This is a genomic window from Pandoraea sputorum, assembly GCF_000814845.2.
Taxonomy (GTDB): domain Bacteria; phylum Pseudomonadota; class Gammaproteobacteria; order Burkholderiales; family Burkholderiaceae; genus Pandoraea; species Pandoraea sputorum.
Map to the genome: position 1 here is coordinate 2,708,824 of NZ_CP010431.2, position 19,784 is coordinate 2,728,607.

Below are 19,784 nucleotides of genomic sequence, written 5' to 3' on the forward strand. Positions count from 1 at the left end.
TGAATGAAGTATCGGCCTTTGCCTTCAAATCCGATACTGAGACAAATACAAGTTTTGAATAGGAAAGCACCATGCCCAAAAAGAGCGATGGCGAAGTACAAGCTGAAATCAGCGCGTTGACGGAGTTGCTGCCGCAGCTTCCACAGCGCGCACGGCAGGCGGTTGATGCCGCCATCGGAGTTCTGCGGGACGACCTGTCGAACGACGCGGTCCACGAGAAGTTCGAGGAGGGCACCGAGGAGTTTGAGGACGCGTTGACGGCCTTCATGTGGCGCAACGGCGTAGCAGGAAGCAGTGCGCTTTCGGCGTGGTATCGCGACCTGATGTGACGGGAAATACGACCCTCAGCTCAATTTCCGAACGATGGTGTCGTCCGCGAGAATTAGCGGACAGAATGTGGGGCACTTACAGCCGTCCTCATATTCATACGGCCCATGAAAGAGTTATGGGCCGACGCTCTCGACGCGCAGAAAAGTGGTGTATAGATGTCGATCCGAATTCGGCAGACAGACAACTATCCATGAAGCGCATATCGACGTACGGCTTGCTGCTATGGTTTGCGACCGTGATGTTACCGACAGCCCGCGCCGAACCTGTGACAGACATCGATCCTGCAGCGTTGACCTCGAAAGTCTGGCAAACCACAGCGGTGTATGAAGGCGAAGATCAATCTCGAAACGTGATGGAGCGTTACCCGGGCGTCGTGGGCATTTCGATCTGGGACGCGAGCAGCAACCGATTTGAATACTTTGATCCGGCGACAGGGCTATCGAGGCGCACTCAAGGCGGTGAGGGCTACTTCCTCATCACTGGCGACCGACGCCATCAGATCAACGCCTTCGACGCTGGGGGAAAGCCTCTGGTGCGCCGTTTGGAAGTGCTGAACGAGCACGAGTTCACCTATTCCAGAGTCGTACCGAGGAACATGGTCGACGGGAATCCGAATGTCACGATTCGTGTCGTCCACACCCCATACGCTGGCCCGTTTAGCATTCACTTCAGCGAACGAGAGTCCACGGCCACGCCTTGATGCCAGACGTGTTGAAGAACGACGAATCAGGCTGCGCGTGTACCAGGATCGAGTGGGTCGATGTTTTACGAACGTCAAAGCCCCGAGATTCTATTTTCCAGGCAGGTGTGCCGACTTCCATCGAAAGTGCCCACTGCGCAACAGAACCGGGGCGCCATGGCAGAGCAGTAGATAGCGTTCGGCTGCCTTTTCGATTGAAGCACGGTGCGCTTTGAAAGCAGCCATCAGATCATCGACATGGCACGACTTCGCCTCGAAATGATCTTCCAGTGCCTCAGCGGAGATCGCACACACAATGCGCTTACGCTCACAGTCGACGGCAAATTCGATGGACATGTCGTCTGCGTTGTAGGCTGGCGCGACGCGCGGAAATTCAATCTTCACGGTGCTCGCCCTCGTCATGAGAATCGCCGTTTCGAGTGCTTTTGCCGAAATCCAGACAAACACTTTCCATTGGCTCCACCACTTGGCAGGGCCATCCAAATCGATCGGCAATGCGCCTGCGTAAGCTGTCGGCTGCAGCAGGCTCGCCATGATTCAGAAAGATACTGCCCACCGGTTTGTCGAACTTCGAAAGCCAGTTCAAAGTTTCGCCATAGTCTGCGTGAGCAGAGAGTGTGTCGAGTTGAACAACTTCCGCGTTGACGTGAACGTAATCACCAAATATCTTGACTTCGCTCCCGCCGTTCACCATGGTCGAGCCACGTGTACCCGGCGCCTGAAACCCGGTGAAAAGCACCGTGTTTCGCCAATTGTCGCTCATCGCCTTGAGATGGTGCAGGACACGCCCGCCCGTGGCCATGCCACTTCCCGCGATGATGATCGAAGGCATCGCGCGCGTGTCCAGCCATTTGGACTGATCGACGCTGGTGATAAACGTGGCTGCGCCGCACATTTGTGCGCACTCCGAGGCACTCAAGCGCTGGTCGGCAAGATGTGACGAGTAGGTTTTCGTCACGTTGACCGCCATCGGACTGTCCAGATAGACGGGCACGTCGGGCATCTCTGCGGCTGATTTCAACCGCGCAATCCAGTAAAGCAGACTTTGCACCCGTCCAACGGCAAACGCGGGGACAATGACGCTCCCCCCGCGCGCAAACGTGCGATGCAGTATCTCCGCCAACTGAGCGCCGGGATCCGTGCGGTCATGCAGGCGATCCCCGTATGTGGACTCAAGGACGAGGAAATCCGGCGTTTCGGGATTGGCCGGTGCGGGCATGATCGGATCGTCAGTGCGGCCGAGATCGCCCGAGAACAGAATCCTCCGCCCGTCGACATCGACCTGTGCCATCGCGGCCCCCAGGATGTGACCGGCGTGCAAGAACGTCACCCGGACTTCCGGGCAGACATCAAACGGGGTGTCGAACGCTCGCGGAGTCAGTCGCTCAATGGCTCGTCGGGCATCGTCCGTCGTAAAGAGCGGCAGTGCAGGGTGGTGTTTCGACTTGCCGTGACGATTCAGGAAGTCGGCTTCCTCCTCTTCAAGATGCGCACTGTCGAGCAACAGAATCTCGCATAAATCTCGTGTCGCGGACGTGCAATAGACCGGCCCGGCATACCCTTGGCGAACGAGCACCGGAAGATAGCCACTGTGGTCGATATGGGCATGTGTCAGCACAACCGCGTCCAGATCCCGGACGTTGAACGGCGGGGGCGCCCAATTGCGGTTGCGTAGCGTCTTGACGCCCTGAAACAGGCCGCAATCCACCAGCACATTCCTGTCTGCGACGCGAAGTAACGTCTTCGATCCGGTTACCGTGCCCGCAGCACCGAGGAAACTCAACTCCATGAAGGCACCTCTCGCGTCGACTCGACGACGGGATGTCGCCGGGCAATCACAGCATAGTCTTCAGGTCCGCGGCGTCACGATTTCAGAACCTGCCACGTTGATGTGCGTCAAGGAGGGGACACATGTCAGCTCACGCTTAAGCCGGGTTGGACTACCGTCTAATCGCAACGTCGACCATCGCCGCGTATCGATACCTGCGGCACAGTCGGAACGAGTCAAACTCAGCGAGGACGACATAATGTCTCATCGAATCCTGCTCGCCATCGACGGCAGCGAAACCTCCTGGCACGCCTTGCGCGAAACGATCCGATTTGCCATGCCGGACGATGTCGTCAGAGTCGTCAACGTGATCGACGATCCGTTCGCCCACTATCAATCCGCGTTTTCTTCGTACATCGACCTCGAAGCCGTGAGAGAGGCGTTGATCGCGGAGAGTCAGGAGACGTTAACCACCGCCTACAAGCGGCTGCATGAAGAAGGTATTCAGACGGATACCCGCTCCATCGACCTACGGACGTGGGGCGGCACTATTGCTGGCGCCATTATTCGTGAAGCCCGGCGTTGGCAAACCGACCTCCTGGTCCTTGGCACGCATGGACGCAAGGGCGTTCGCCGCATGCTGCTCGGCAGTGTGGCTGAGCAAGTCCTGCGGCACTCGCATCGCCCCGTCATGCTGGTCAAAGAATCCACGACGCTGCCTACGGGGGCGGCCAGCGTACCGACTGCTGTCGCGGAGAATTGACACCATGTATGAACGAATTCTGGTTGCCATCGATGGCAGCCCCACGGCGGACACCGCCTTCGACTACGCGCTGTCGCTTGCGAAAGCACGTAAGGCGAAATTGCATGTGTTGTTTGTCGTCGATATTCCTGTTGCCTATATCAGCGACGCGGACCCGTTTCCCTTCATCGAAGCGTTGCGAATTCAGGGGAACAGCATCCGGGAGCGAGCCATGAAGCGCCTGAACGACGAGAAGGTCGCCGGCGACGTCGAGATCCGTGAGCTCCTGCCGCTCGGCGGAGACGTCGCGTTTCAGATCAACGCCGCAGCCGAAGAATGGCAGGCCGACCTGATCGTGATCGGAACCCACGGCCGACGAGGCGTGCGACGTCTGACGTTGGGAAGCGTGGCGGAAAACTGCGCCCGGCAGGCGCAGCGGCCAGTCATCCTTATCCCGCCCCCCGGGACGGAGGAATTCGCCGAAGTGTTGTAATCCGCCAATGCGCGAAGACTTGCGCTGCCCGGGAGTCGCGCGTGTAGAATCGATTTCATGGATGTCCGGGCATGGACATCCCGAAACGACGTACTACACGATCCAAAGGCGGACGCATGATTCGCATCATCGTGACAGACGATCACACGCTGGTACGTGCCGGATTGCAACGTATTCTGGCAGGCACCGGCGATATCGAAATCGTAGGGGAAGCCTCGAACGGAGCGCAAGCGCTGGCGCTGCTGGGGGATACGCCGTGCGATGTCCTGTTGCTCGATTTGTCGATGCCCGGGCGCAGCGGCGTCGATCTTATCGCGCAGATCAAGGCGTCGTTTCCCCACCTGACCATTCTTGTCCTCACAATGCACGGCGAAGAGCAGTACGCTGTGAGAGCGCTCAAGGCCGGTGCAGCGGGTTATCTGACAAAAGAGAGTGCGCCGAACGAACTGGTGAGCGCCGTACGCAAAGTTCACGACGGTGGGGTTTACCTGAGCCCCTCGATGGCGGAGCGAATCGCCCGGGATCTATCCTCTGCGGCCACCGAAGGCCCGAGTTTCCGTCGTCTGTCCGACCGCGAGTTCGATGTATTCCTGATGCTCGCCCGAGGGCTGACATTGGGCGACATTGCTGGCCGCCTTTGCGTGAGTACCAAAACGGTCAGTACCTATAAGGCACGCGTACTGCAAAAGCTTCAACTCAGGAGCCAGACCGACCTGGCGCATTACGCTATCCGCCACGATCTGCTGCGCGACAAACTCTGAGGCGCGCACTGTAGTCCTTTGCCTACAGGCTGTCATGTCGGCTGACATGAGATCGCGCCCGTCGCTTATTTTTTTTCCTCGCTTCGTCTCCGATACTTCAGACGTGATGACACGACGCTGAATTGCCGGAGTTTGCCATGCATGCCATTTCCCGCCAACTGGACACCGTCCCCGTCGAAGCCCCTCAACACGTGAGGGTTCACCGCGCCTTCGACGTCGTCGAATCCGCAAGCCCAAGATGTAGCACTTGCCTGCTGCGCCAGTTCTGTCTGGCCGAAGGACTCAATGATGAGTCGATTCGCCGTCTGGACGGCGTGACACGTGTTCGGCGCACAGTTCGGCGCGGCGAAGTGCTGTTCCGCCCGGGGGACGCGCTTGAGTACATCTATGCCGTACGTGCGGGTTCGTTCAAGACGGTGTTGACACACCCAGACGGACGCGAGCAAGTCACCGGCTATCTGCTTGGCGGAGAGTTGCTGGGTCTGGGAGGCATTGCCAGCGGTCGATATGTCTCCGAAGCCGTCGCTCTCGAAGACAGTCAGGTCTGCGCAATCCAGTTCGCAGAATTGGAGGCCGTTGCCGCGAAGGTGCCGGTCGTGCAGCACCAGCTTCACCGACTGATCGCCGCGGGCATCGTGCGCGAACAACAACAGTTGCTTCGACTGGGAACCGCTCGCGGGGAGGCCCGACTGGCGAGCTTTTTGCTGGACGTATCGTCGCGGCTGGCCGCCCGGGGATACTCGCCCAACGCATTCCTGCTTCGCATGACGCGCGAGGAAATCGGCAGCTTTCTTGGTTTGCAACTTGAAACCGTCAGTCGCATGTTTTCCCGCCTCCAGGCACAGGAAGCGTTGCGGGTACGCCAACGCGAAATCACGCTGCTCGATACGCAGCGACTGGCTCAAATGGCGAATGCCGTTCAGTAATCGCGCCACGTTCACGGAGCACGATGGCATGCGAGCGATGCAACTATCCAAGGCTGACGGCACGCTCAGACTCGTTGATATTCCCGTGCCGACCCCAACGCCTACGCAGGTGCTGATTCGTGTGAGCGTCTGTGGTGTTTGCCGCACCGACCTGCATGTCGTGGACGACGAATTGCCGGGTGTTCCGGATGGCATCATTCCCGGTCACGAAATTGTGGGGATTGTCACCGCTACAGGGCCGAACGTCCGGGACCTGCAAATCGGCGACCGTGTCGGCGTGCCATGGCTGGGATCGACCTGTGGATGTTGCCGCTTTTGCCTGAACCACAAGGAGAATCTCTGCGAAGCAGCGCGATTTACCGGCTATACGCTCAACGGTGGTTATGCCGAGTATGTCGTCGCCGAAGCTCAGTTCACGTTCAAGCTCCCCGATGCCTACGATGACGCGACCGCCGCGCCGCTGCTGTGCGCCGGTCTCATCGGCTACCGGTCCCTGAGCATGACCGGCGACGCACGGCGTCTGGGGATCTACGGATTCGGTGCTGCGGCGCATCTCATTGCGCAGATTGCGAGCGCTCAGGCACGCGAAGTGTATGCCTTCACCCGGCCCGGCGACAACGAAGGCGCGGCGTTCGCCTTGTCGCACGGCGCCAGTTGGGTTGGCCCGAGCGACGCGGATCCGCCCGTGCCGCTGGACGCCGCCATCATCTTCGCGCCGGTCGGCTCGCTGGTGCCTCAGGCGCTCGCGGCCGTAGACAGGGGAGGGGTCGTCGTTTGCGCAGGCATTCACATGAGCGACATCCCAAGGTTTGCCTACCGACTGTTATGGGGCGAGCGTCAGGTGCGCTCCGTCGCGAATCTGACGCGAGCGGACGGTCTGGCCTTTCTCGCCCTGGCCGAGAGCATCGCGCTGAAAGTGGCCACGACAACATACCCGCTCGAAAAGGCCAACGCAGCACTTGACGACCTGCGCCGCGGTGCCATTTCGGGGGCTGCTGTGCTTCAAGTGCGGCCTGCTGCGTAGATATCCGCCCGCGCTCAATGCGCTGAGTCAAAGCGCTGAGGGCGGCGTCGACGCGGTGGGTTCCATCGGGATGACGGTGGTCACCATGGTGCCGCCCTCCAACGGGCTGCGGACTTCCAGCGTCCCGCCGAGCAGGCGGGCCCGCTCCCGCATGCTGATGAGCCCCAGGGCATCCGGTTTCGGACGCGTCGGCGGCAATCCTCGCCCATTGTCGGAAATACGAAGTCTGCACTCTCGGTCGCAGGACAATTCGACCGTGATCGCGGTGGCATGCGCGTGCTTGGCAACGTTGTTCAGGGCCTCCTGCACGATACGGAACAAAGTCGTCGCCACTGCCGGCGCGACAGCAGGTAACCCGTGTGTGCCCGTCACATCGACGGCCACGCCATAGCGACGTGAAAACTCCTGCGCGTACCATTCGATTGCCGGACCGAGGCCCAGATCGTCGAGCATCGGTGGACGCAGATCGGCTGCCATCTGGCGAACTGCGCCGACCATGCCGTCGATCGATTGTTCGATGCGCTTGACGTCCGCCGACATAGCAGGCTGCCCGTCCAGCGCTTGTCTGAGCATCGCCGCGTCCATTTTCAATGCGGTGAGACGTTGACCGAGATCGTCATGAAGTTCTCGTGCGATACGGGACTTTTCGTCTTCGCGAACCTCCTGAAGTCGTGCATTGAGTTTCTCGAGTTCGTGGCGGGATGTTTGCAGGGCGCTCGCCAATTGACGTTGCTCAGTGACGTCTCGCAACACGACCGTAAAGAATTTGCCGCTGGCGTCAGCACTCTGTGAAATGGATGCCTCCATCGGAAACTCCTCACCGTCCGCCCGCAAGCCCCAGAGTGGACGACCGCGCCCCATCAATCGCTCCGACACTCCGGTCGCCCCGAAGCGTTCGATGTGCTGAAGGTGGGCGTCGCGGAATCGTTCGGGGATGAAACGTCCAATCGGCTCCCCGATCACCTCCATGGCGCTGCACTTGAAAATACTCTCGGCGGTCGGGTTGAATATCTGGATTCGCTGCTGGGCGTCGATGGTGATGATCGCCTCGCGAACCGACTGAATGACGCTAAAGAGTCGGCTTTCGGAGCGTTGCTTGCCGATCGCTTCCCGTTCGTTGACGGACATGGCGTGCCGACGGGAGAGCAGGGCCACGACCCAGGCAAGTATCGTGATAATGCTCATCAAAATGCCGGAAGCAAGCGCCCAATTGGCGACGCCTGCGCCGCGCAATGCAGCAAACTCGCCCGAGGCCGTGTAGGCCAGTTCCAGCGCTGGCCGGTCCGCGTAGGTAACGTGTGCGACCGTCCGATAATCGACCGGCGGTCGAGGCTCTGCCGGCGCGCGAGGCGAGAGGCTGTCGAAGATCTGTTGCGCAGGCCCCTTGTCGCCGTTCACGGCAATCGTCAATGTCAGGTCATGAAGCAGCGGTCCGATCGCCGCATGAACCAGCGTATCGACATTGGCGATGGCGTAAGTACAGTCCGCAGACAAATCCTTGCTCGTCATAAAGATAAGTGATGGCGGAGTACCGGACACCGTGGCACCGGCGAACAGGCGTTCCCGAACGTCAGGGCCGGCGGGAAGGCGAACGCGGGCGCGGGTGCCGAGCACCGGTTCCCCGCTAGGTGAGTAGCCGGACGTTCTAACGATTTCCTCACCGGAGCGTTCGCACTTGCCGAAACTTATTAACCCCGGCAAACGTTCGGATAGCTTCATCCCTTTGATGTAGTCCATCCAGCGGGTGTCGTCGGACTGAGGCGTAGCCGCAGTGAGGTCGGACGCGCCATGCAAGGCGTCCCGGTAAGCGGTCAGTGCTATCGAAAGCTTGTCGGTTGCCGCGCTTGTGCGCAAGGCAAAACGCGCATCGACATTGTTCTGAAGCGCTGTCCGAACGGCGAGCCAGTTGGCCAGCGCAACAACCACACACATCACACAGAGCATGGCGATGATCACAGCGTCCGCCCTGCGGCGTGAAGCGAATTGCGTACTGCGAAGCGTTCTGTCCATCGATCGCCCCGATTCAAGAGTGATTCAAGCGTTTTCGTGCGGTAGGTAGGCTAGTTGTATCACCGTTCTCCTGCGTTTCCCATACGCATCAATCCGCAATGTCTACGGCCGCTGGCAGGGATATGGGACCGACCGATGGTGGCCTTGACGCTTATCAAAGGCACCCCGACGCTCTGCACTACTGTTCAGAGATGACATCACGTCTCAGGAGCATGGCCATGACTTTCCGCACGTTACTCGTACATGTCGACAATAGCGATCGGTGCCGCGCCCGGGTTGAACTGGCGGCTGACTTCGCCTATCGATTCCCTGCCCATCTGACGGGCATCTACCTGCCGTTTCATCCTCCGGGCTTTCCCGATGTGACGGCCATGGGCGGCACCGGACTTCCGCCGCCGCCTGCGCCCGAGAGCGACCCCAAACGCCTCGCTCAGGCAGAACAGATGTTCTCGGAAGTGTGTCGACGGCAGGACGTCAGCCCGGAATGGATTACGCCGCGCTATGAAGAAAGCTCCGAAATGCGGACCCACGCCCGGTATGCGGATCTCGTGATCGTTGGACAAGAGGATCGTTCCGACCCCGAGTCCTCACCGACGATCGGATTTGTCGCGTCGGTCGTGCTCGGAGGCGGGCGACCGGTATTGATTCTCCCGTATGCGGGAAAGCTGCCCACGGCGTTCAATCACATTCTTGTCGCGTGGGATGGCGGCCGCGAAGCCGCGCGTGCCGCCGCCGATGCCATGCCGTTTCTGCGCTCGGCGAAAGCGGTCGACGTGATGCATGTGAGCCGGGTTGCTCGTCCGGACGATCTGGGCCCCATACCCGGCATGGACATCGCCATGTATTTCGCGCGGCATGGTGTCAACGTCACTGTGACACCGGAGTGTAGGACAAACGATGTCGCGATTGGCGAGGCGTTACTCTCGCGCGCTGCCGACCTGAACGCCGACCTCATCGTCATGGGCGGGTATGGGCATTCGCGCATGCAGGAGTGGGTGCTGGGTGGCGTGACCCGCACCATGCTCGAATCCATGACGGTTCCTGTGCTGATGTCGCACTGAACCTCAGCAATGCGGAGTAACGCCATGAAAGCCCTTGTATTCCACGGTCCGAAGCAGATCACGCTGGAAGACCGGCCGACCCCCGAAATCCTGGCGCCCACCGATGCCATTGTGAGGATTCGCAAGACGACGATTTGCGGTACGGATCTTCACATCCTGAAGGGGGACGTTCCCACCGTGACACCGGGCCGCATTCTTGGGCATGAGGGCGTTGGGGAAGTGGTGCAAACCGGTGGGGCGGTCACATCCTTTAAGGCCGGAGACCGGGTGCTGATCTCGTGCATTTCATCCTGCGGAAAGTGTCCCGCGTGCCGCAAGGGCATGTATTCCCATTGCGCCGTGGGCGGGTGGATTCTCGGCAATCGTATTGACGGAACACAAGCCGAATACGTCCGCGCGCCTTATGCGGACACCAGCCTCTACCACGTGCCCGCCAGCGTAGACGACGACACGCTGGTCATGCTGAGCGACATCCTGCCGACCGGCTTCGAGTGCGGCGTTCTGAACGGCAAGGTTCAGCCGGGCAGCAGCGTTGCCATCGTCGGGGCGGGGCCGATCGGGCTGGCGGCATTGCTCACGGCGCAGTTCTTCAGCCCGGCTCAGGTGATCGTTATCGATCCGGATATCGCACGGCTGGAAGTGGCCTTAAGGCTCGGTGCGACGGCCATCGTGTCTCCGGAAAAGGAGGACGCCGCCGCTTTCGTCAACAGCCTGACAGGCGGGCAGGGGGTCGACACGGCCATCGAGGCGGTCGGCGTGCCTGCGACATTCGAACTCTGCGAAGCGATTGTGGCTGCCGGGGGCACGATTGCGAACGTCGGTGTCCACGGTCGGAAGGTAGACCTGCATCTCGAATCCCTATGGGACAGGAATATCAGCATCACAACCCGGCTGGTCGACACCGCCGCAACGCCCATGTTGCTCAAAACCGTCGAGTCAGGGCGGCTCGCGCCGGGTGTCCTGATCACGCACCACTTTTCGCTCGCCGATATTCTCGAGGCCTATCGAACCTTCGGTGACGCGGCGAACACGCATGCGTTGAAAGTGATCATCACACCGAAGGCGTAGCGCCCGACTTGCCCTTAGGCGCCCGCGTAGTGCGCCGTCGGCGAAGAAATTCACCGGCGGCTGGCCAGTTCGTCAAGCAAGTCACCAAGCGCCTCACGCACGGCCGGTGTCACATCGATGGCGTTCGACGCGTGGGGCACGGTATTACAGGTCACGACCGATCCGGCACCTGCGGCGATCAGTTCGTCTACCCCGATCCCGTCGAACAGCCCGTGCACCGCGATACACACGGGACTTCCGAAGCCCGCTTTGACCAACGCGCCAATCGCGGCGAGCATCGTTTGCCCGCTCGCGAGAATGTCGTCCACGATCACCGGCTGGCGATGCGCATACGCGGCTGGCACATGTAGTTCAAGGCTAACCTGCCGATCGCCCTGTCGGGTCTTGTGGGCCACGACCGACGGCGCGCCGATTCGCCCCGCGATCTGCGCTACCCACGCGGCGCTTTCCGTATCCGGGCCGACAATGAGCGGATCGGTAACGTTCGCGGCGATCCACGCGGCCGTCGCGGTCGCGCTGTGGGCAGAGCGCAGCGGAATCGTATAGACGGCGCAAAGCGATGGCAGGCGGTGCAAATGCGGTTCAACCGCGATCAGACCATCGAACCAGCTACTGAGCAACCGGCCGAAGCTGTTAGCCGATACCGATTCCCCCGGTCGAAAACGCGCATCCTGACGCAAGTAGCACAGGTATGGCGCGATCAGGATCACCTCACGCGCGCCAAGGTCTCGCGCCGTGTCTGCGGCAAAGAGGAGCGGCAGCAGTTTCGCGTCAGGCCGTTTCAACGAGCAGACGATAACGATCGACTTTCCGCTCAGCGGCCCGTCAAGCGTGACAAGTTGCTCGCCATCCGGAAATCGATGGATCAGCAAGCGTTGCAAGGGACATTCGACGAGTCCGGCGAGCACCCGGGCAAACGATTCGTTTCCGGGCATAGCGTAAATGGCGACGTCTTTCATCAGGCCCTCACACAGACAATGTCCGGAAAGCGGTTTGCATACTCGAATGCATATTCGAGTTCACCGGGACTCTCCGCATAGATGGTAAAAAGCGGCTGCCCCGCGCCGACTACCGTGCCGATGGGCGATTCAAACACCACCCCGGCACGCTTCGCGAGGGGAGCACCGGCAAGCTTCGCGACGCGCGACAGTTGCCGATTGTCTACGGTGGTGACAACACCAGCGTGGCGAGCCGTTATCGGCTTGCTATGACGGCCTACGACAGGCTCCAGCATGCCGCCCTGAGCTTCACAGATGCGCTGAAACTGTTGCCATGCGAGCCCGCTGATCAACACTCGGCGCGCCATCTGTGCCCCTTCGCCCGGCAACGCCTTGCCGCCGGCTTCCAGGATCCGTCCTGCAATCTCTACGCTCTTGGTCATCAGATCCATCGGTGCCCGGGCGCGATTCTGCAGCACCGCCAGTATGTCGCGGGCTTCGAGACTGGGCCCGATACCTCGCCCAACCGGCTCTTTGCCCTGGCAGACGTACGTGACGACCTCCAGTCCAAGCGCGCGTGCGATGGTACGCAGTCGTTCCGAAAAGCGCGTGCTGGCGTAGTCCGAGCGAATCTTTGTGGTAGGGCCGACCGGAATATCGATCAGGACGTGCGTCGCGCCGACGGCAAGCTTCTTCGACAGAATCGAGGCGATCATCTGCGCCTCGCTGTCCAGTTCCAGGGGGCGCTCCACCTGTATCAAAATGTCGTCGGCCGGACTCAGATCCGCCGCGCCACCAAAAACGACGCATCCCCCGACATCCTCGACGACACGGCGCATTTCGTCCGCACCGAGATCGACGGGGGCTAACGTTGCCATGGTGTCGGCGGTGCCTGCGGGAGAGGTAATCGCACGCGAAGACGTTTTCGGCATGACCAGGCCCTGCGCCGTTACGATCGCCACGACGATAGGTGTAGTCCGATTACCGGGCAGTCCACCAACGCTGTGCTTGTCCATGACCTTGTCGGCAGCCCATGTCAGCGTCTTTCCCGTTGCAACCATGACCTGCGTGAGTGAGATGATTTCGTCGTCGGAAAGACGGTCGCCCGTGCACGCGCTCAGGAATGACGATATATGAATGGGCGAATAGCGTCCCGCAGCGATATCGCCGATCACTTCGCTTAATGCGTCGTATGTGAAGGGTTCGCCGTACATGCGCCCACGAACATGGCGAAAGGATTCCAGCGGTGGCATGTGATGAACCCTCACCCAATCGCCTTCGGCAACATCCAGTGCTTGCAGTGCCGCCTCGCTCAAGCCGATCTCGTCGAGTTCCAGCCAATCGCCCGTGACCGTTTGCAACGTGGCCGCGATGGTCGTCTCACCATAGTCGAGCTGCAAACGCGTCTGCGCGGCAAAGCCTTCGGAACGGCAGACCTGGCTGTCGTGGCGCAGATATGCAACGGCCTCACGAAGGGTGTCGACGCTGACATGGCGCGCACGTAAGCACCGCCCGCAGGGCGGTACGGCGGAATCGGTCTTCGTTTGGCGGTCCGCCATCCCGGCCTCAGGATCGGGAACCGCAATCGGGCAAGCGCGTTGGACGTTCTCCGGCACGGGGCACCTTCCTTGCAGAATGGGACGCGGGGGCATGGCGGGAATCACGCTCACACGGACCGACATGCTGGTGCCTCAAAGCCTAGTCGGAATCCCGTAGAAGGTAGCGATTGGTTGTCATGACGTTGACGCGGGTCAAGCGGCCGGGCGTCACAGCCGCCAGGCTTTCCGAGGGTGCAAAGACATTGAGATATGTCAACCGTATGCCCGCCGATCGGCGCTAAGGTAAGAGCGTTGTCGGTGCCAGTCGACCGATGTTCGAATCACCCGATGTTGCCGAGTCAGTGGCACTTGCGCCCGTATACGGCCCCGTTCAGGGCGCAAGCAAGTTGGGATTACGCCCGCTTCGGCGGGCATTTTTTTGCGCGACGGTAGCGCACGCGCGCATTGACATTGACGTGGCGCAAGGCGCAATTGCAGCGCGCGATTATGGTTCAAGTCAGCATGCCTCATCACGCCTGCGCGTGAGGCCCGGGTCGATACCGACCCACCGCGGGCACGCAATTGGTTCAAGGAGCTCCGACAATGCCTACCGAACAGAATCCGCCGCTGCACATTTACAAAGCGCCGATGCTCGCAGCGCTTGACGCACATCGCCACTGGCTCGCCAATCTCAAATGCCTGCGACAGGTGCAACTACAGGCGGATGACGGGTTGCTTGAAGCGGACGATGCGTTTGGTGCCGAACTGGCCAATGCGCCAAGCTTTAATGCCGTCTTCACCAGCCAACTCGCGTTCATCAACCGCCAGTTGGCGGTCCAGCATCTGATCTGGCAGGGGTGGTTGCAGATGGGAGCGCGTGGACCTGCCGCATGGGCGGAGCAGTACCAGTGCGCCGAAAAGGCGTGGCAGCACATTTTCTCGGATACGCTCGACGCCTCGTCGAATCGCGGCTCGAGTGCATGGGAAGCGTGGGGCGATTTGACGCGATCCGCGATGGACGCCGTCAACACCCTGTCAGGAGAAACCGGGCGAACGCTGGCGCAGCGCCTGGCCTCGCTCCAAACGACACTCGTCGGCACGGCCAGCGAAAAACAGTGAGGTCCGGGCGCAGCGTCGATCATGAATGACAACGGCCAGACGGACCGGATTATCCGAGGAGACTATCGTGACCCAAACCTACGACGACCGGCTTCACGCGTGGTGCGTTGACGAGCAGACGTTCCCAACATCGGCTTCTGCGCGCGAAAAGCTCCGGTTCTGTCTGCAATACGCGATTCTTGCCCCCTCGACTCACAACACGCAGCCGTGGCGCTTCGTCCTGGGCGACGATAGTGACGATAGCGTGCTGCTGTGCGCGGATCGATCTCGAGGACTTCCCGTCAGCGACACTTACGACCGCGAACTGGCGATCAGTTGCGGCGCGGCCTTGTTCAATCTACGCGTCGCGCTCAGTCATTTCGGTTGTGCCTACGCAATCCGGATTTTGCCCGCGTCTGCCGAGCCCGATGTCATCGCCAGTGTTCAGCTTCTGGACGAAGGTTTCGTCGACCCTGTCATTGCAAGGCACTTCACCTCGATCTTGCGCAGAGTAACGAATCGCCAGCTATTTGACGCAGCGCCGGTGCCCCAAGTCGTGATCGATCAGCTGTGCAAAAGTGCTGAGGCCGAGGGGGCTCGACTAACGCCTGTCGTTGACGAAAGCGACCGCCTGCGTCTGGCAGAACTGATCGATCGGGCGGATCGGGCGCAACTTGGCGATGCTCGCTTTCGCAGAGAACTTGCGTTGTGGGTCAGCGCGTCGCGCCGTGACGACGGCATGGCCAGCTACTCGTCGACAGAAAGCCATCTTCTCGACTTCGCGTCGCCGGTCCTTGCGTCCGTTGTCAGAACGTTCGATATCGGCGGCGGCATTGCCGCAAGCCACCGGCGCATCGTCCAGGGATCGCCGCTACTGGTGTGCCTAAGCACCCCCGCCGACAATCCGGAAAACTGGATCATGGCGGGGCAGGCCATGCAGCGCGTTCTGCTCACACTGACGGACAACGGGCTGTACGCTTCGTTTCTCAACCAGCCGATCGAAGTCGATGCGTTGCGCGCCGATGTCGGTGCAGGCGCTTCGGATCATCCGCAATTGCTGTTGCGCGTGGGGTATGGCGCCTCGCAAGCGCACACGCCGCGCCGCAGCCTGGCGTCGGTCGTCTCCTGACCTGTGTCGGTCATCCGTTCCGGCCCGATGTCTTTGCCGAGCGGGTCACGCAAGCGGGATCAGCAATGACATCGGATCTGGCTAACGAACGCTCACGGACGCGCGTCGCGACGCTGCGCAGGCTTATCCGCGAGAATCCGCTTGCACGCATCGGACCGGGCATGATCACCGGCGTTGCGGACGACGACCCGAGCGGTGTCGTCACCTATTCGCAGGCGGGCGCGCAGTTCGGCCTGAATATGCTGTGGACCATGCCGCTGGCTTTTCCGCTCATGGCGGCGATGCAGCTCATTTGTGCCCGTATCGGTCGCGTCACCGGCAAGGGCCTGGCGGCCAATATCGGCACGAGATTTCCGCCGTCGGTGCTTCGCGGGACTGTCGCGCTGCTGCTCGTGGCCAATACACTCAATATTGCAGCAGACCTCGCCGCTATGGGGGAGGTCGCAGAGTTGATCGTCGGTGTCGAGCGGCACTGGATGACGGTCGGTTTTGCGCTCGGCACGTTGTCGTTGCAGATATTCGTGCCATATCACCGGTATGTCGTCTTCCTCAAATGGCTGACGATGTCTTTGCTCGCCTATGCCGCCGTGCTGTTCACAGTGCATGTGCCGTGGCATACCGTGGCGCTGAGAACGTTTCTTCCCGAACTGAAGCTCGACGCGTCCGCAGCGGCGGTGGTCGTCGCTGTGTTCGGCACCACCATCAGTCCGTACCTCTTCTTTTGGCAAGCCTCGGAAGAGGTCGAAGACATGGCGCGCAATCGGGCTGCGCAGCCGCTGGTGGACGACGCGACCGCCGCCGGACCCGAATTGCGCCGGATCGGATGGGATACCTGGAGCGGGATGTTTTACTCGGATCTGACGGCCTATTTCGTGATCCTCGCGACTGCGCTCACCTTGCACGCCGCAGGCGTGACGCGCATCGACACCGCAGCACAGGCGGCCAGCGCACTGCGCCCGCTGGCAGGGGATATGGCGTACGTGCTGTTCAGCATCGGCATCGTGAGCGTCGGGTTGATCGGCGTGCCGGTGCTTGCGGCGTCGGGCGCTTACGCGCTGGCCGAGTCACTGCATTGGGAGGAGGGGCTCGAGCGCAAGCTCACCGGTGCCAAGGGCTTCTACGGCATCATCGCACTGAGCATTCTGGTCGCGACCGGCATGCAGTTCACGACGATAAGCCCGATGAGAGCGCTCTTCTGGAGCGCGGTGATCAACGGCGTCGTGGCCGTCCCGCTGATGGTGATCGTGCTTGTGCTTGCCGCGAGTCGTTCGGTGATGGGCCAGTTTACGGCCCGTTGGCCGATCCTGGCGTTGGGGTGGATCGCGACAGGGGTGATGGGGGCAGCGGCGCTCGTCATGCTATGGCCTGATTGAGAGACGCCGCCACCCCGTTGCTTCAATGTGCCGCACAGGGCGCCGTCGCGTCAGTGAGACAACAATACCGGTGTGGACATGTGCTTGAGCAGCGTGCGGGTGGCGCCTCCGAATACGAGCTCCCGTGTCGGTCCATGTCCGTAGGCACCCATGACGATCAGATCGGCCTGATAGGCTTCTGCGACCGACAGCAGTTGTACGCCGTCGCTGGCTTCGGTGTCTTCCCTGATCGACACTGGCGTAGCGCGCAAGCCGTGCGCCTCCATCAATCGCACGATGTCGTGAAGCGAGGGATCGTCCTCGCCCGGCGCGCGGTCGATGCTGACGATCTGAATGTCCTGGGCGCGTCCGAGCAACTGCCAGGCGTCGCCGATCGCACGCCGAGCCTCGCGCGAGCCATTCCACGCTACGACAATGCGGCGGATTTCGCGAGGCAGCGTCACGTTGTGCGGGACGCCCATGACGGGAACACCGGCCCACCGAATGACGTCGCCCAGCCCATCGAGACCTAACGCAGCGACTCCGCCCGGCGCATCCGGTTGACCGACGATGCAAAGGTCGGTGGCACGCGCGGCATTCGCGAGGAGCGTCGGCGCTGCACCGTAGGGCGTGCGCCAATCGCCAACGATATCCGCCTCGGCGCACAACTTCGAGAAGAGATGCTCAGCCGCCTGGAGTGCCGTACGCGAATGCGCCTCGGTCTGAAAATGCTCGCCCGACGACTGAAGCTGTCCGGAATGAACCGCCCCCGGACGGTGAGGTAAATAGATGCCCGAGAGACGGGCCTCGTGTTGTCGCGCCAACTCGGCGCTAAAGCGCAGCCGCGCCGCCCCCGTCGCGGTGTCGTCCACGTGAACGCAGATTTTCCGTAGGCTCATTTGATCGCTCCTGAGATGGGTGTCTTCCTGTTCACCCGAGGGTTGGCCGTGACGTCGAATCGTCACTGTCTGCCTATTTATAGCCGCGTGAGCACGATTCGCGGTGTCTGCCGATGCCTCCCGTTGACGTGCGTCAAGCCGCAGCAAGCCAGATCGGCGCAACGCGATCCCGCGCCCTAAAGTTCAACCACAGAACGGACTCAACGGTTCAACGCATCTCCCCGGAGACATTCGATGAAGACCGACATTCAATTGCAGCGCGACGTTATGGACGAACTTGCACGCGACACGAACATCCACGCGAACGACATCGGCGTGGAAGTCAGGGACGGCATCGTCACCCTTTCCGGCGACGTCGGCAGCTTTCTCGAAAAGTGTGAGGCAGAACGCGTAGCGAGCAAGGTCGCCGGCGCACGCGCGATCGTGGTGTCGCTGGAAGTCAAACCGGCGAACCATGACCGTCAGACCGACGCCGACATCGCGCGCGCAGCGCTCGCCATTCTCAAATGGCACGCGGGCCTACCGCCTGAGGGGATGCACGTCAAGGTCGAGAATGGCTGGGTCACGCTGGAGGGCGCTGCGCCGATGTACACGCAGCGCTTGCAGGCGGAGAACGCCGTACGTGCGTTGCGCGGTGTCAAAGGCGTCATCAACGACATCAGGGTCGAAGGAAGTCCCCATCGACGCGAGATCGTCGGGCACATCGCTGCAGCGCTTTCGCGCCAGGCGCAACGGGAAGCTAGCCACCTTGAGATTTCGCTGCTCGGCAACGGCGAAGTCCTGCTCACGGGGACGGTGCACTCGCTCGCGGAGAAGGAAGCGATCCGGGGCGCGGCCATGAGCACTCACGGCGTTAGCGCGGTCGTAGACCGGCTGCAAGTGGAGTGACGGGAGAGTAGGTGCCACCGCGTTGCGACGTGTGTCGCGACATAACGGGAGACGGTCAATGAATCCGAAGCTTGAGACGGTCGTGATGGCGATTCTGGACGGCTGCCGGGAGTTGTCGCTTGCCACGTTGATGCAGGACGGCAATTCGCAATCCGACATCGTATGTTTCGTCCATCAAGGGCTCAATATCTACTTTGCGACGGCACGGGACAGCCGCAAGATTGCCAACATCGGGCATAACGCGCAAGTGTCCTACTGCCTTTTCACACCCTACGCAGGATGGCCGGAGATCAAGGCGATCTCCGGGCATGCCTATGCGGAAATCCTGCCCGATGAATCCGCTGAGCGCTCCCTCGCCATCCGTTTGCTCGACGCCCGCTTTCCCGATGCGTGGACGCGAGTCCCCGAGCACGGATCGAGTCGAACCACGATCGTGAAGCTCGAATCCTGGGCAATGAAAGTGCTCGACTATAGCCGTGGCTTCGGTCACGCCGATATCGTCTCGATTGCTTCGAAACGCAAATTTGAATGACGTCGTCCGGGGCTGCATACGTCGTCTCAAAAACCAGAGGTGCCACATGTATCGAAACATTCTGATGGCTTTCGACGGCAGCGCTTCGTCGGAGATCGCGCTTACTCATGCCGCACGCCTCGCGCGCGCGTTGGGCGCCAGCCTGCGTGTCGCTTACGTCGAAGTCGATCCCGCGCTGTACTTCCCCCTGATGGCTGCGGCCTTGCCATCGATTTCCGACGTCAGAGACTCGGTCGGTGCGGAAACGATGGCCGTGCGGGAGGCGGCACTGAATGTGCTATCGCGCGAAGGGGTAGCGACCGACTTCATCACGCTGCCGCTCGTCGACAGTCACATGCACGTGGCCGACCGTGTGCTCGCCGAGGCGCTGCGTGCCGGATCGGATCTTGTCATCTCCGGCTCACATGGCCGTCGGGGGCTGTCTCGTCTGGCGCTCGGGAGCGAAGCGAGCCGTCTCGTATCACGCGCCGAGATCCCGGTGCTCGTCGTAAAGTCGACCGCTCAGTGATCTTCCCGGCGATCTCGCG

21 protein-coding genes are annotated in these 19,784 nt (G+C 61.1%); 15 read left to right on the top strand and 6 right to left on the bottom strand.

All coding sequences use genetic code 11. From position 1 onward, the window contains the following. The first annotated feature begins 71 nt into the window (after positions 1 to 71). The gene (locus tag NA29_RS11955) at positions 72 to 329 is read left to right on the top strand and encodes a hypothetical protein (RefSeq protein ID WP_039398416.1); all 258 of its coding nucleotides are present in this window, start codon (positions 72 to 74) and stop codon (positions 327 to 329) included. Between the two features lie 191 nt (positions 330 to 520). Beyond that, the gene (locus tag NA29_RS11960; RefSeq protein WP_052252864.1) at positions 521 to 1,030 is read left to right on the top strand and encodes a DUF4822 domain-containing protein; all 510 of its coding nucleotides are present in this window, start codon (positions 521 to 523) and stop codon (positions 1,028 to 1,030) included. A gap of 90 nt (positions 1,031 to 1,120) precedes the next feature. Here NA29_RS11960 and NA29_RS11965 read toward each other — a convergent pair whose 3' ends face one another. Next, positions 1,121 to 1,414 (bottom strand): DUF1488 family protein, encoded by a 294-nt coding sequence (locus NA29_RS11965; RefSeq protein WP_039403199.1) that lies wholly within the window; start codon positions 1,412 to 1,414, stop codon positions 1,121 to 1,123. After that, positions 1,404 to 2,819, bottom strand: a complete 1,416-nt coding sequence (locus NA29_RS11970) for an MBL fold metallo-hydrolase RNA specificity domain-containing protein (RefSeq protein WP_039398418.1) — start codon at positions 2,817 to 2,819, stop codon at positions 1,404 to 1,406. Before NA29_RS11970 ends, NA29_RS11965 begins: the two co-directional genes overlap by 11 nt. Between NA29_RS11970 and NA29_RS11975 the strand changes: the two genes are divergently transcribed. The 5 genes from NA29_RS11975 to NA29_RS11995 all read left to right on the top strand — a co-directional run bounded on the left by NA29_RS11975 (position 2,818) and on the right by NA29_RS11995 (position 6,744). Further along, positions 2,818 to 3,561 carry a universal stress protein gene (locus tag NA29_RS11975; RefSeq protein ID WP_084103678.1) on the top strand — a complete coding sequence of 248 codons (744 nt, stop codon included), beginning with the start codon at positions 2,818 to 2,820 and terminating at the stop codon, positions 3,559 to 3,561. The two genes, NA29_RS11970 and NA29_RS11975, sit on opposite strands and share 2 nt — an antisense overlap. Positions 3,562 to 3,565: 4 nt before the next feature. Continuing rightward, positions 3,566 to 4,033 (top strand): universal stress protein, encoded by a 468-nt coding sequence (locus tag NA29_RS11980; protein WP_039398421.1) that lies wholly within the window; start codon positions 3,566 to 3,568, stop codon positions 4,031 to 4,033. 116 nt (positions 4,034 to 4,149) lie between these two features. Further along, positions 4,150 to 4,794, top strand: coding sequence for a response regulator (locus tag NA29_RS11985; protein ID WP_039398423.1), 645 nt, complete (start codon positions 4,150 to 4,152; stop codon positions 4,792 to 4,794). Between the two features lie 137 nt (positions 4,795 to 4,931). Then, positions 4,932 to 5,720: a helix-turn-helix domain-containing protein gene (locus NA29_RS11990; protein ID WP_084103682.1), complete on the top strand. Its 789-nt coding sequence runs from the start codon at positions 4,932 to 4,934 to the stop codon at positions 5,718 to 5,720. A 28-nt stretch (positions 5,721 to 5,748) separates the two neighbouring features. After that, positions 5,749 to 6,744 carry a zinc-dependent alcohol dehydrogenase family protein gene (locus NA29_RS11995; RefSeq protein WP_039403212.1) on the top strand — a complete coding sequence of 332 codons (996 nt, stop codon included), beginning with the start codon at positions 5,749 to 5,751 and terminating at the stop codon, positions 6,742 to 6,744. A gap of 27 nt (positions 6,745 to 6,771) precedes the next feature. Here the strand turns inward: NA29_RS11995 and NA29_RS12000 are convergent, their stop codons facing one another. Next, positions 6,772 to 8,700, bottom strand: coding sequence for a PAS domain-containing sensor histidine kinase (locus NA29_RS12000; RefSeq protein WP_167370894.1), 1,929 nt, complete (start codon positions 8,698 to 8,700; stop codon positions 6,772 to 6,774). A 176-nt stretch (positions 8,701 to 8,876) separates the two neighbouring features. On the opposite strand from NA29_RS12000, the gene NA29_RS12005 reads away from it, so the two are divergent. Together NA29_RS12005 and NA29_RS12010 are read left to right on the top strand one after the other, a co-directional pair. Continuing rightward, on the top strand, positions 8,877 to 9,815 hold the full coding sequence (locus NA29_RS12005) for a universal stress protein (protein ID WP_157744775.1): 939 nt from the start codon (positions 8,877 to 8,879) through the stop codon (positions 9,813 to 9,815). A gap of 24 nt (positions 9,816 to 9,839) precedes the next feature. Continuing rightward, positions 9,840 to 10,883 carry a zinc-dependent alcohol dehydrogenase family protein gene (locus NA29_RS12010; protein ID WP_039398425.1) on the top strand — a complete coding sequence of 348 codons (1,044 nt, stop codon included), beginning with the start codon at positions 9,840 to 9,842 and terminating at the stop codon, positions 10,881 to 10,883. A 50-nt stretch (positions 10,884 to 10,933) separates the two neighbouring features. Here NA29_RS12010 and NA29_RS12015 read toward each other — a convergent pair whose 3' ends face one another. Then, complete coding sequence (locus NA29_RS12015; protein ID WP_039398427.1) at positions 10,934 to 11,842, bottom strand: ribose-phosphate diphosphokinase; 909 nt, start codon at positions 11,840 to 11,842, stop codon at positions 10,934 to 10,936. Further along, a complete protein-coding gene (locus NA29_RS12020; protein ID WP_052252869.1) occupies positions 11,842 to 13,380 on the bottom strand; it encodes a thymidine phosphorylase family protein in 1,539 nt (512 codons plus the stop codon). Before NA29_RS12020 ends, NA29_RS12015 begins: the two co-directional genes overlap by 1 nt. 582 nt (positions 13,381 to 13,962) lie before the next feature. On the opposite strand from NA29_RS12020, the gene NA29_RS12025 reads away from it, so the two are divergent. The 3 genes from NA29_RS12025 (at position 13,963) to NA29_RS12035 (ending at position 16,959) form a co-directional block, all read left to right on the top strand. Further along, positions 13,963 to 14,478, top strand: coding sequence for a hypothetical protein (locus NA29_RS12025; protein WP_039398428.1), 516 nt, complete (start codon positions 13,963 to 13,965; stop codon positions 14,476 to 14,478). 67 nt (positions 14,479 to 14,545) lie between these two features. Next, the gene (locus tag NA29_RS12030) at positions 14,546 to 15,586 is read left to right on the top strand and encodes an Acg family FMN-binding oxidoreductase (RefSeq protein WP_039398431.1); all 1,041 of its coding nucleotides are present in this window, start codon (positions 14,546 to 14,548) and stop codon (positions 15,584 to 15,586) included. Positions 15,587 to 15,651: 65 nt separating this feature from the next. Continuing rightward, on the top strand, positions 15,652 to 16,959 hold the full coding sequence (locus NA29_RS12035) for an NRAMP family divalent metal transporter (RefSeq protein ID WP_052252870.1): 1,308 nt from the start codon (positions 15,652 to 15,654) through the stop codon (positions 16,957 to 16,959). Positions 16,960 to 17,009: 50 nt separating this feature from the next. On the opposite strand, the gene NA29_RS12040 is transcribed toward NA29_RS12035, so the two are convergent. Next, on the bottom strand, positions 17,010 to 17,837 hold the full coding sequence (locus NA29_RS12040) for a universal stress protein (protein ID WP_084103688.1): 828 nt from the start codon (positions 17,835 to 17,837) through the stop codon (positions 17,010 to 17,012). A gap of 234 nt (positions 17,838 to 18,071) precedes the next feature. Here NA29_RS12040 and NA29_RS12045 point away from each other — a divergent pair, with 234 nt between their 5' ends. Genes NA29_RS12045 through NA29_RS12055 form a run of 3 tightly spaced genes read left to right on the top strand, consistent with a single transcriptional unit; the run spans position 18,072 to position 19,765 of the window. After that, complete coding sequence (locus NA29_RS12045) at positions 18,072 to 18,725, top strand: BON domain-containing protein (RefSeq protein ID WP_039398435.1); 654 nt, start codon at positions 18,072 to 18,074, stop codon at positions 18,723 to 18,725. A gap of 58 nt (positions 18,726 to 18,783) precedes the next feature. Next, on the top strand, positions 18,784 to 19,257 hold the full coding sequence (locus NA29_RS12050; RefSeq protein WP_039398437.1) for a pyridoxamine 5'-phosphate oxidase family protein: 474 nt from the start codon (positions 18,784 to 18,786) through the stop codon (positions 19,255 to 19,257). A 46-nt stretch (positions 19,258 to 19,303) separates the two neighbouring features. Next, positions 19,304 to 19,765 carry a universal stress protein gene (locus NA29_RS12055; protein ID WP_039398439.1) on the top strand — a complete coding sequence of 154 codons (462 nt, stop codon included), beginning with the start codon at positions 19,304 to 19,306 and terminating at the stop codon, positions 19,763 to 19,765. Positions 19,766 to 19,784 lie beyond the last annotated feature (19 nt).

Bases quoted from the DNA above. Each gene is read 5' to 3' on its own strand.
- NA29_RS12050 (WP_039398437.1), top strand. From the start codon at position 18,784: ATGAATCCGAAGCTTGAGACGGTCGTGATGGCGATTCTGGACGGCTGC.
- NA29_RS12020 (WP_052252869.1), bottom strand. From the start codon at position 13,380: ATGGCGGACCGCCAAACGAAGACCGATTCCGCCGTACCGCCCTGCGGG.
- NA29_RS12055 (WP_039398439.1), top strand. From the start codon at position 19,304: ATGTATCGAAACATTCTGATGGCTTTCGACGGCAGCGCTTCGTCGGAG.
- NA29_RS11955 (WP_039398416.1), top strand. From the start codon at position 72: ATGCCCAAAAAGAGCGATGGCGAAGTACAAGCTGAAATCAGCGCGTTG.
- NA29_RS11975 (WP_084103678.1), top strand. From the start codon at position 2,818: ATGAAGGCACCTCTCGCGTCGACTCGACGACGGGATGTCGCCGGGCAA.
- NA29_RS12015 (WP_039398427.1), bottom strand. From the start codon at position 11,842: ATGAAAGACGTCGCCATTTACGCTATGCCCGGAAACGAATCGTTTGCC.
- NA29_RS12025 (WP_039398428.1), top strand. From the start codon at position 13,963: ATGCCTACCGAACAGAATCCGCCGCTGCACATTTACAAAGCGCCGATG.
- NA29_RS12005 (WP_157744775.1), top strand. From the start codon at position 8,877: ATGGGACCGACCGATGGTGGCCTTGACGCTTATCAAAGGCACCCCGAC.
- NA29_RS11970 (WP_039398418.1), bottom strand. From the start codon at position 2,819: ATGGAGTTGAGTTTCCTCGGTGCTGCGGGCACGGTAACCGGATCGAAG.
- NA29_RS11985 (WP_039398423.1), top strand. From the start codon at position 4,150: ATGATTCGCATCATCGTGACAGACGATCACACGCTGGTACGTGCCGGA.
- NA29_RS11980 (WP_039398421.1), top strand. From the start codon at position 3,566: ATGTATGAACGAATTCTGGTTGCCATCGATGGCAGCCCCACGGCGGAC.
- NA29_RS12040 (WP_084103688.1), bottom strand. From the start codon at position 17,837: ATGAGCCTACGGAAAATCTGCGTTCACGTGGACGACACCGCGACGGGG.
- NA29_RS12035 (WP_052252870.1), top strand. From the start codon at position 15,652: ATGACATCGGATCTGGCTAACGAACGCTCACGGACGCGCGTCGCGACG.
- NA29_RS11995 (WP_039403212.1), top strand. From the start codon at position 5,749: ATGCGAGCGATGCAACTATCCAAGGCTGACGGCACGCTCAGACTCGTT.
- NA29_RS11990 (WP_084103682.1), top strand. From the start codon at position 4,932: ATGCATGCCATTTCCCGCCAACTGGACACCGTCCCCGTCGAAGCCCCT.
- NA29_RS12045 (WP_039398435.1), top strand. From the start codon at position 18,072: ATGAAGACCGACATTCAATTGCAGCGCGACGTTATGGACGAACTTGCA.
- NA29_RS12010 (WP_039398425.1), top strand. From the start codon at position 9,840: ATGAAAGCCCTTGTATTCCACGGTCCGAAGCAGATCACGCTGGAAGAC.
- NA29_RS11960 (WP_052252864.1), top strand. From the start codon at position 521: ATGAAGCGCATATCGACGTACGGCTTGCTGCTATGGTTTGCGACCGTG.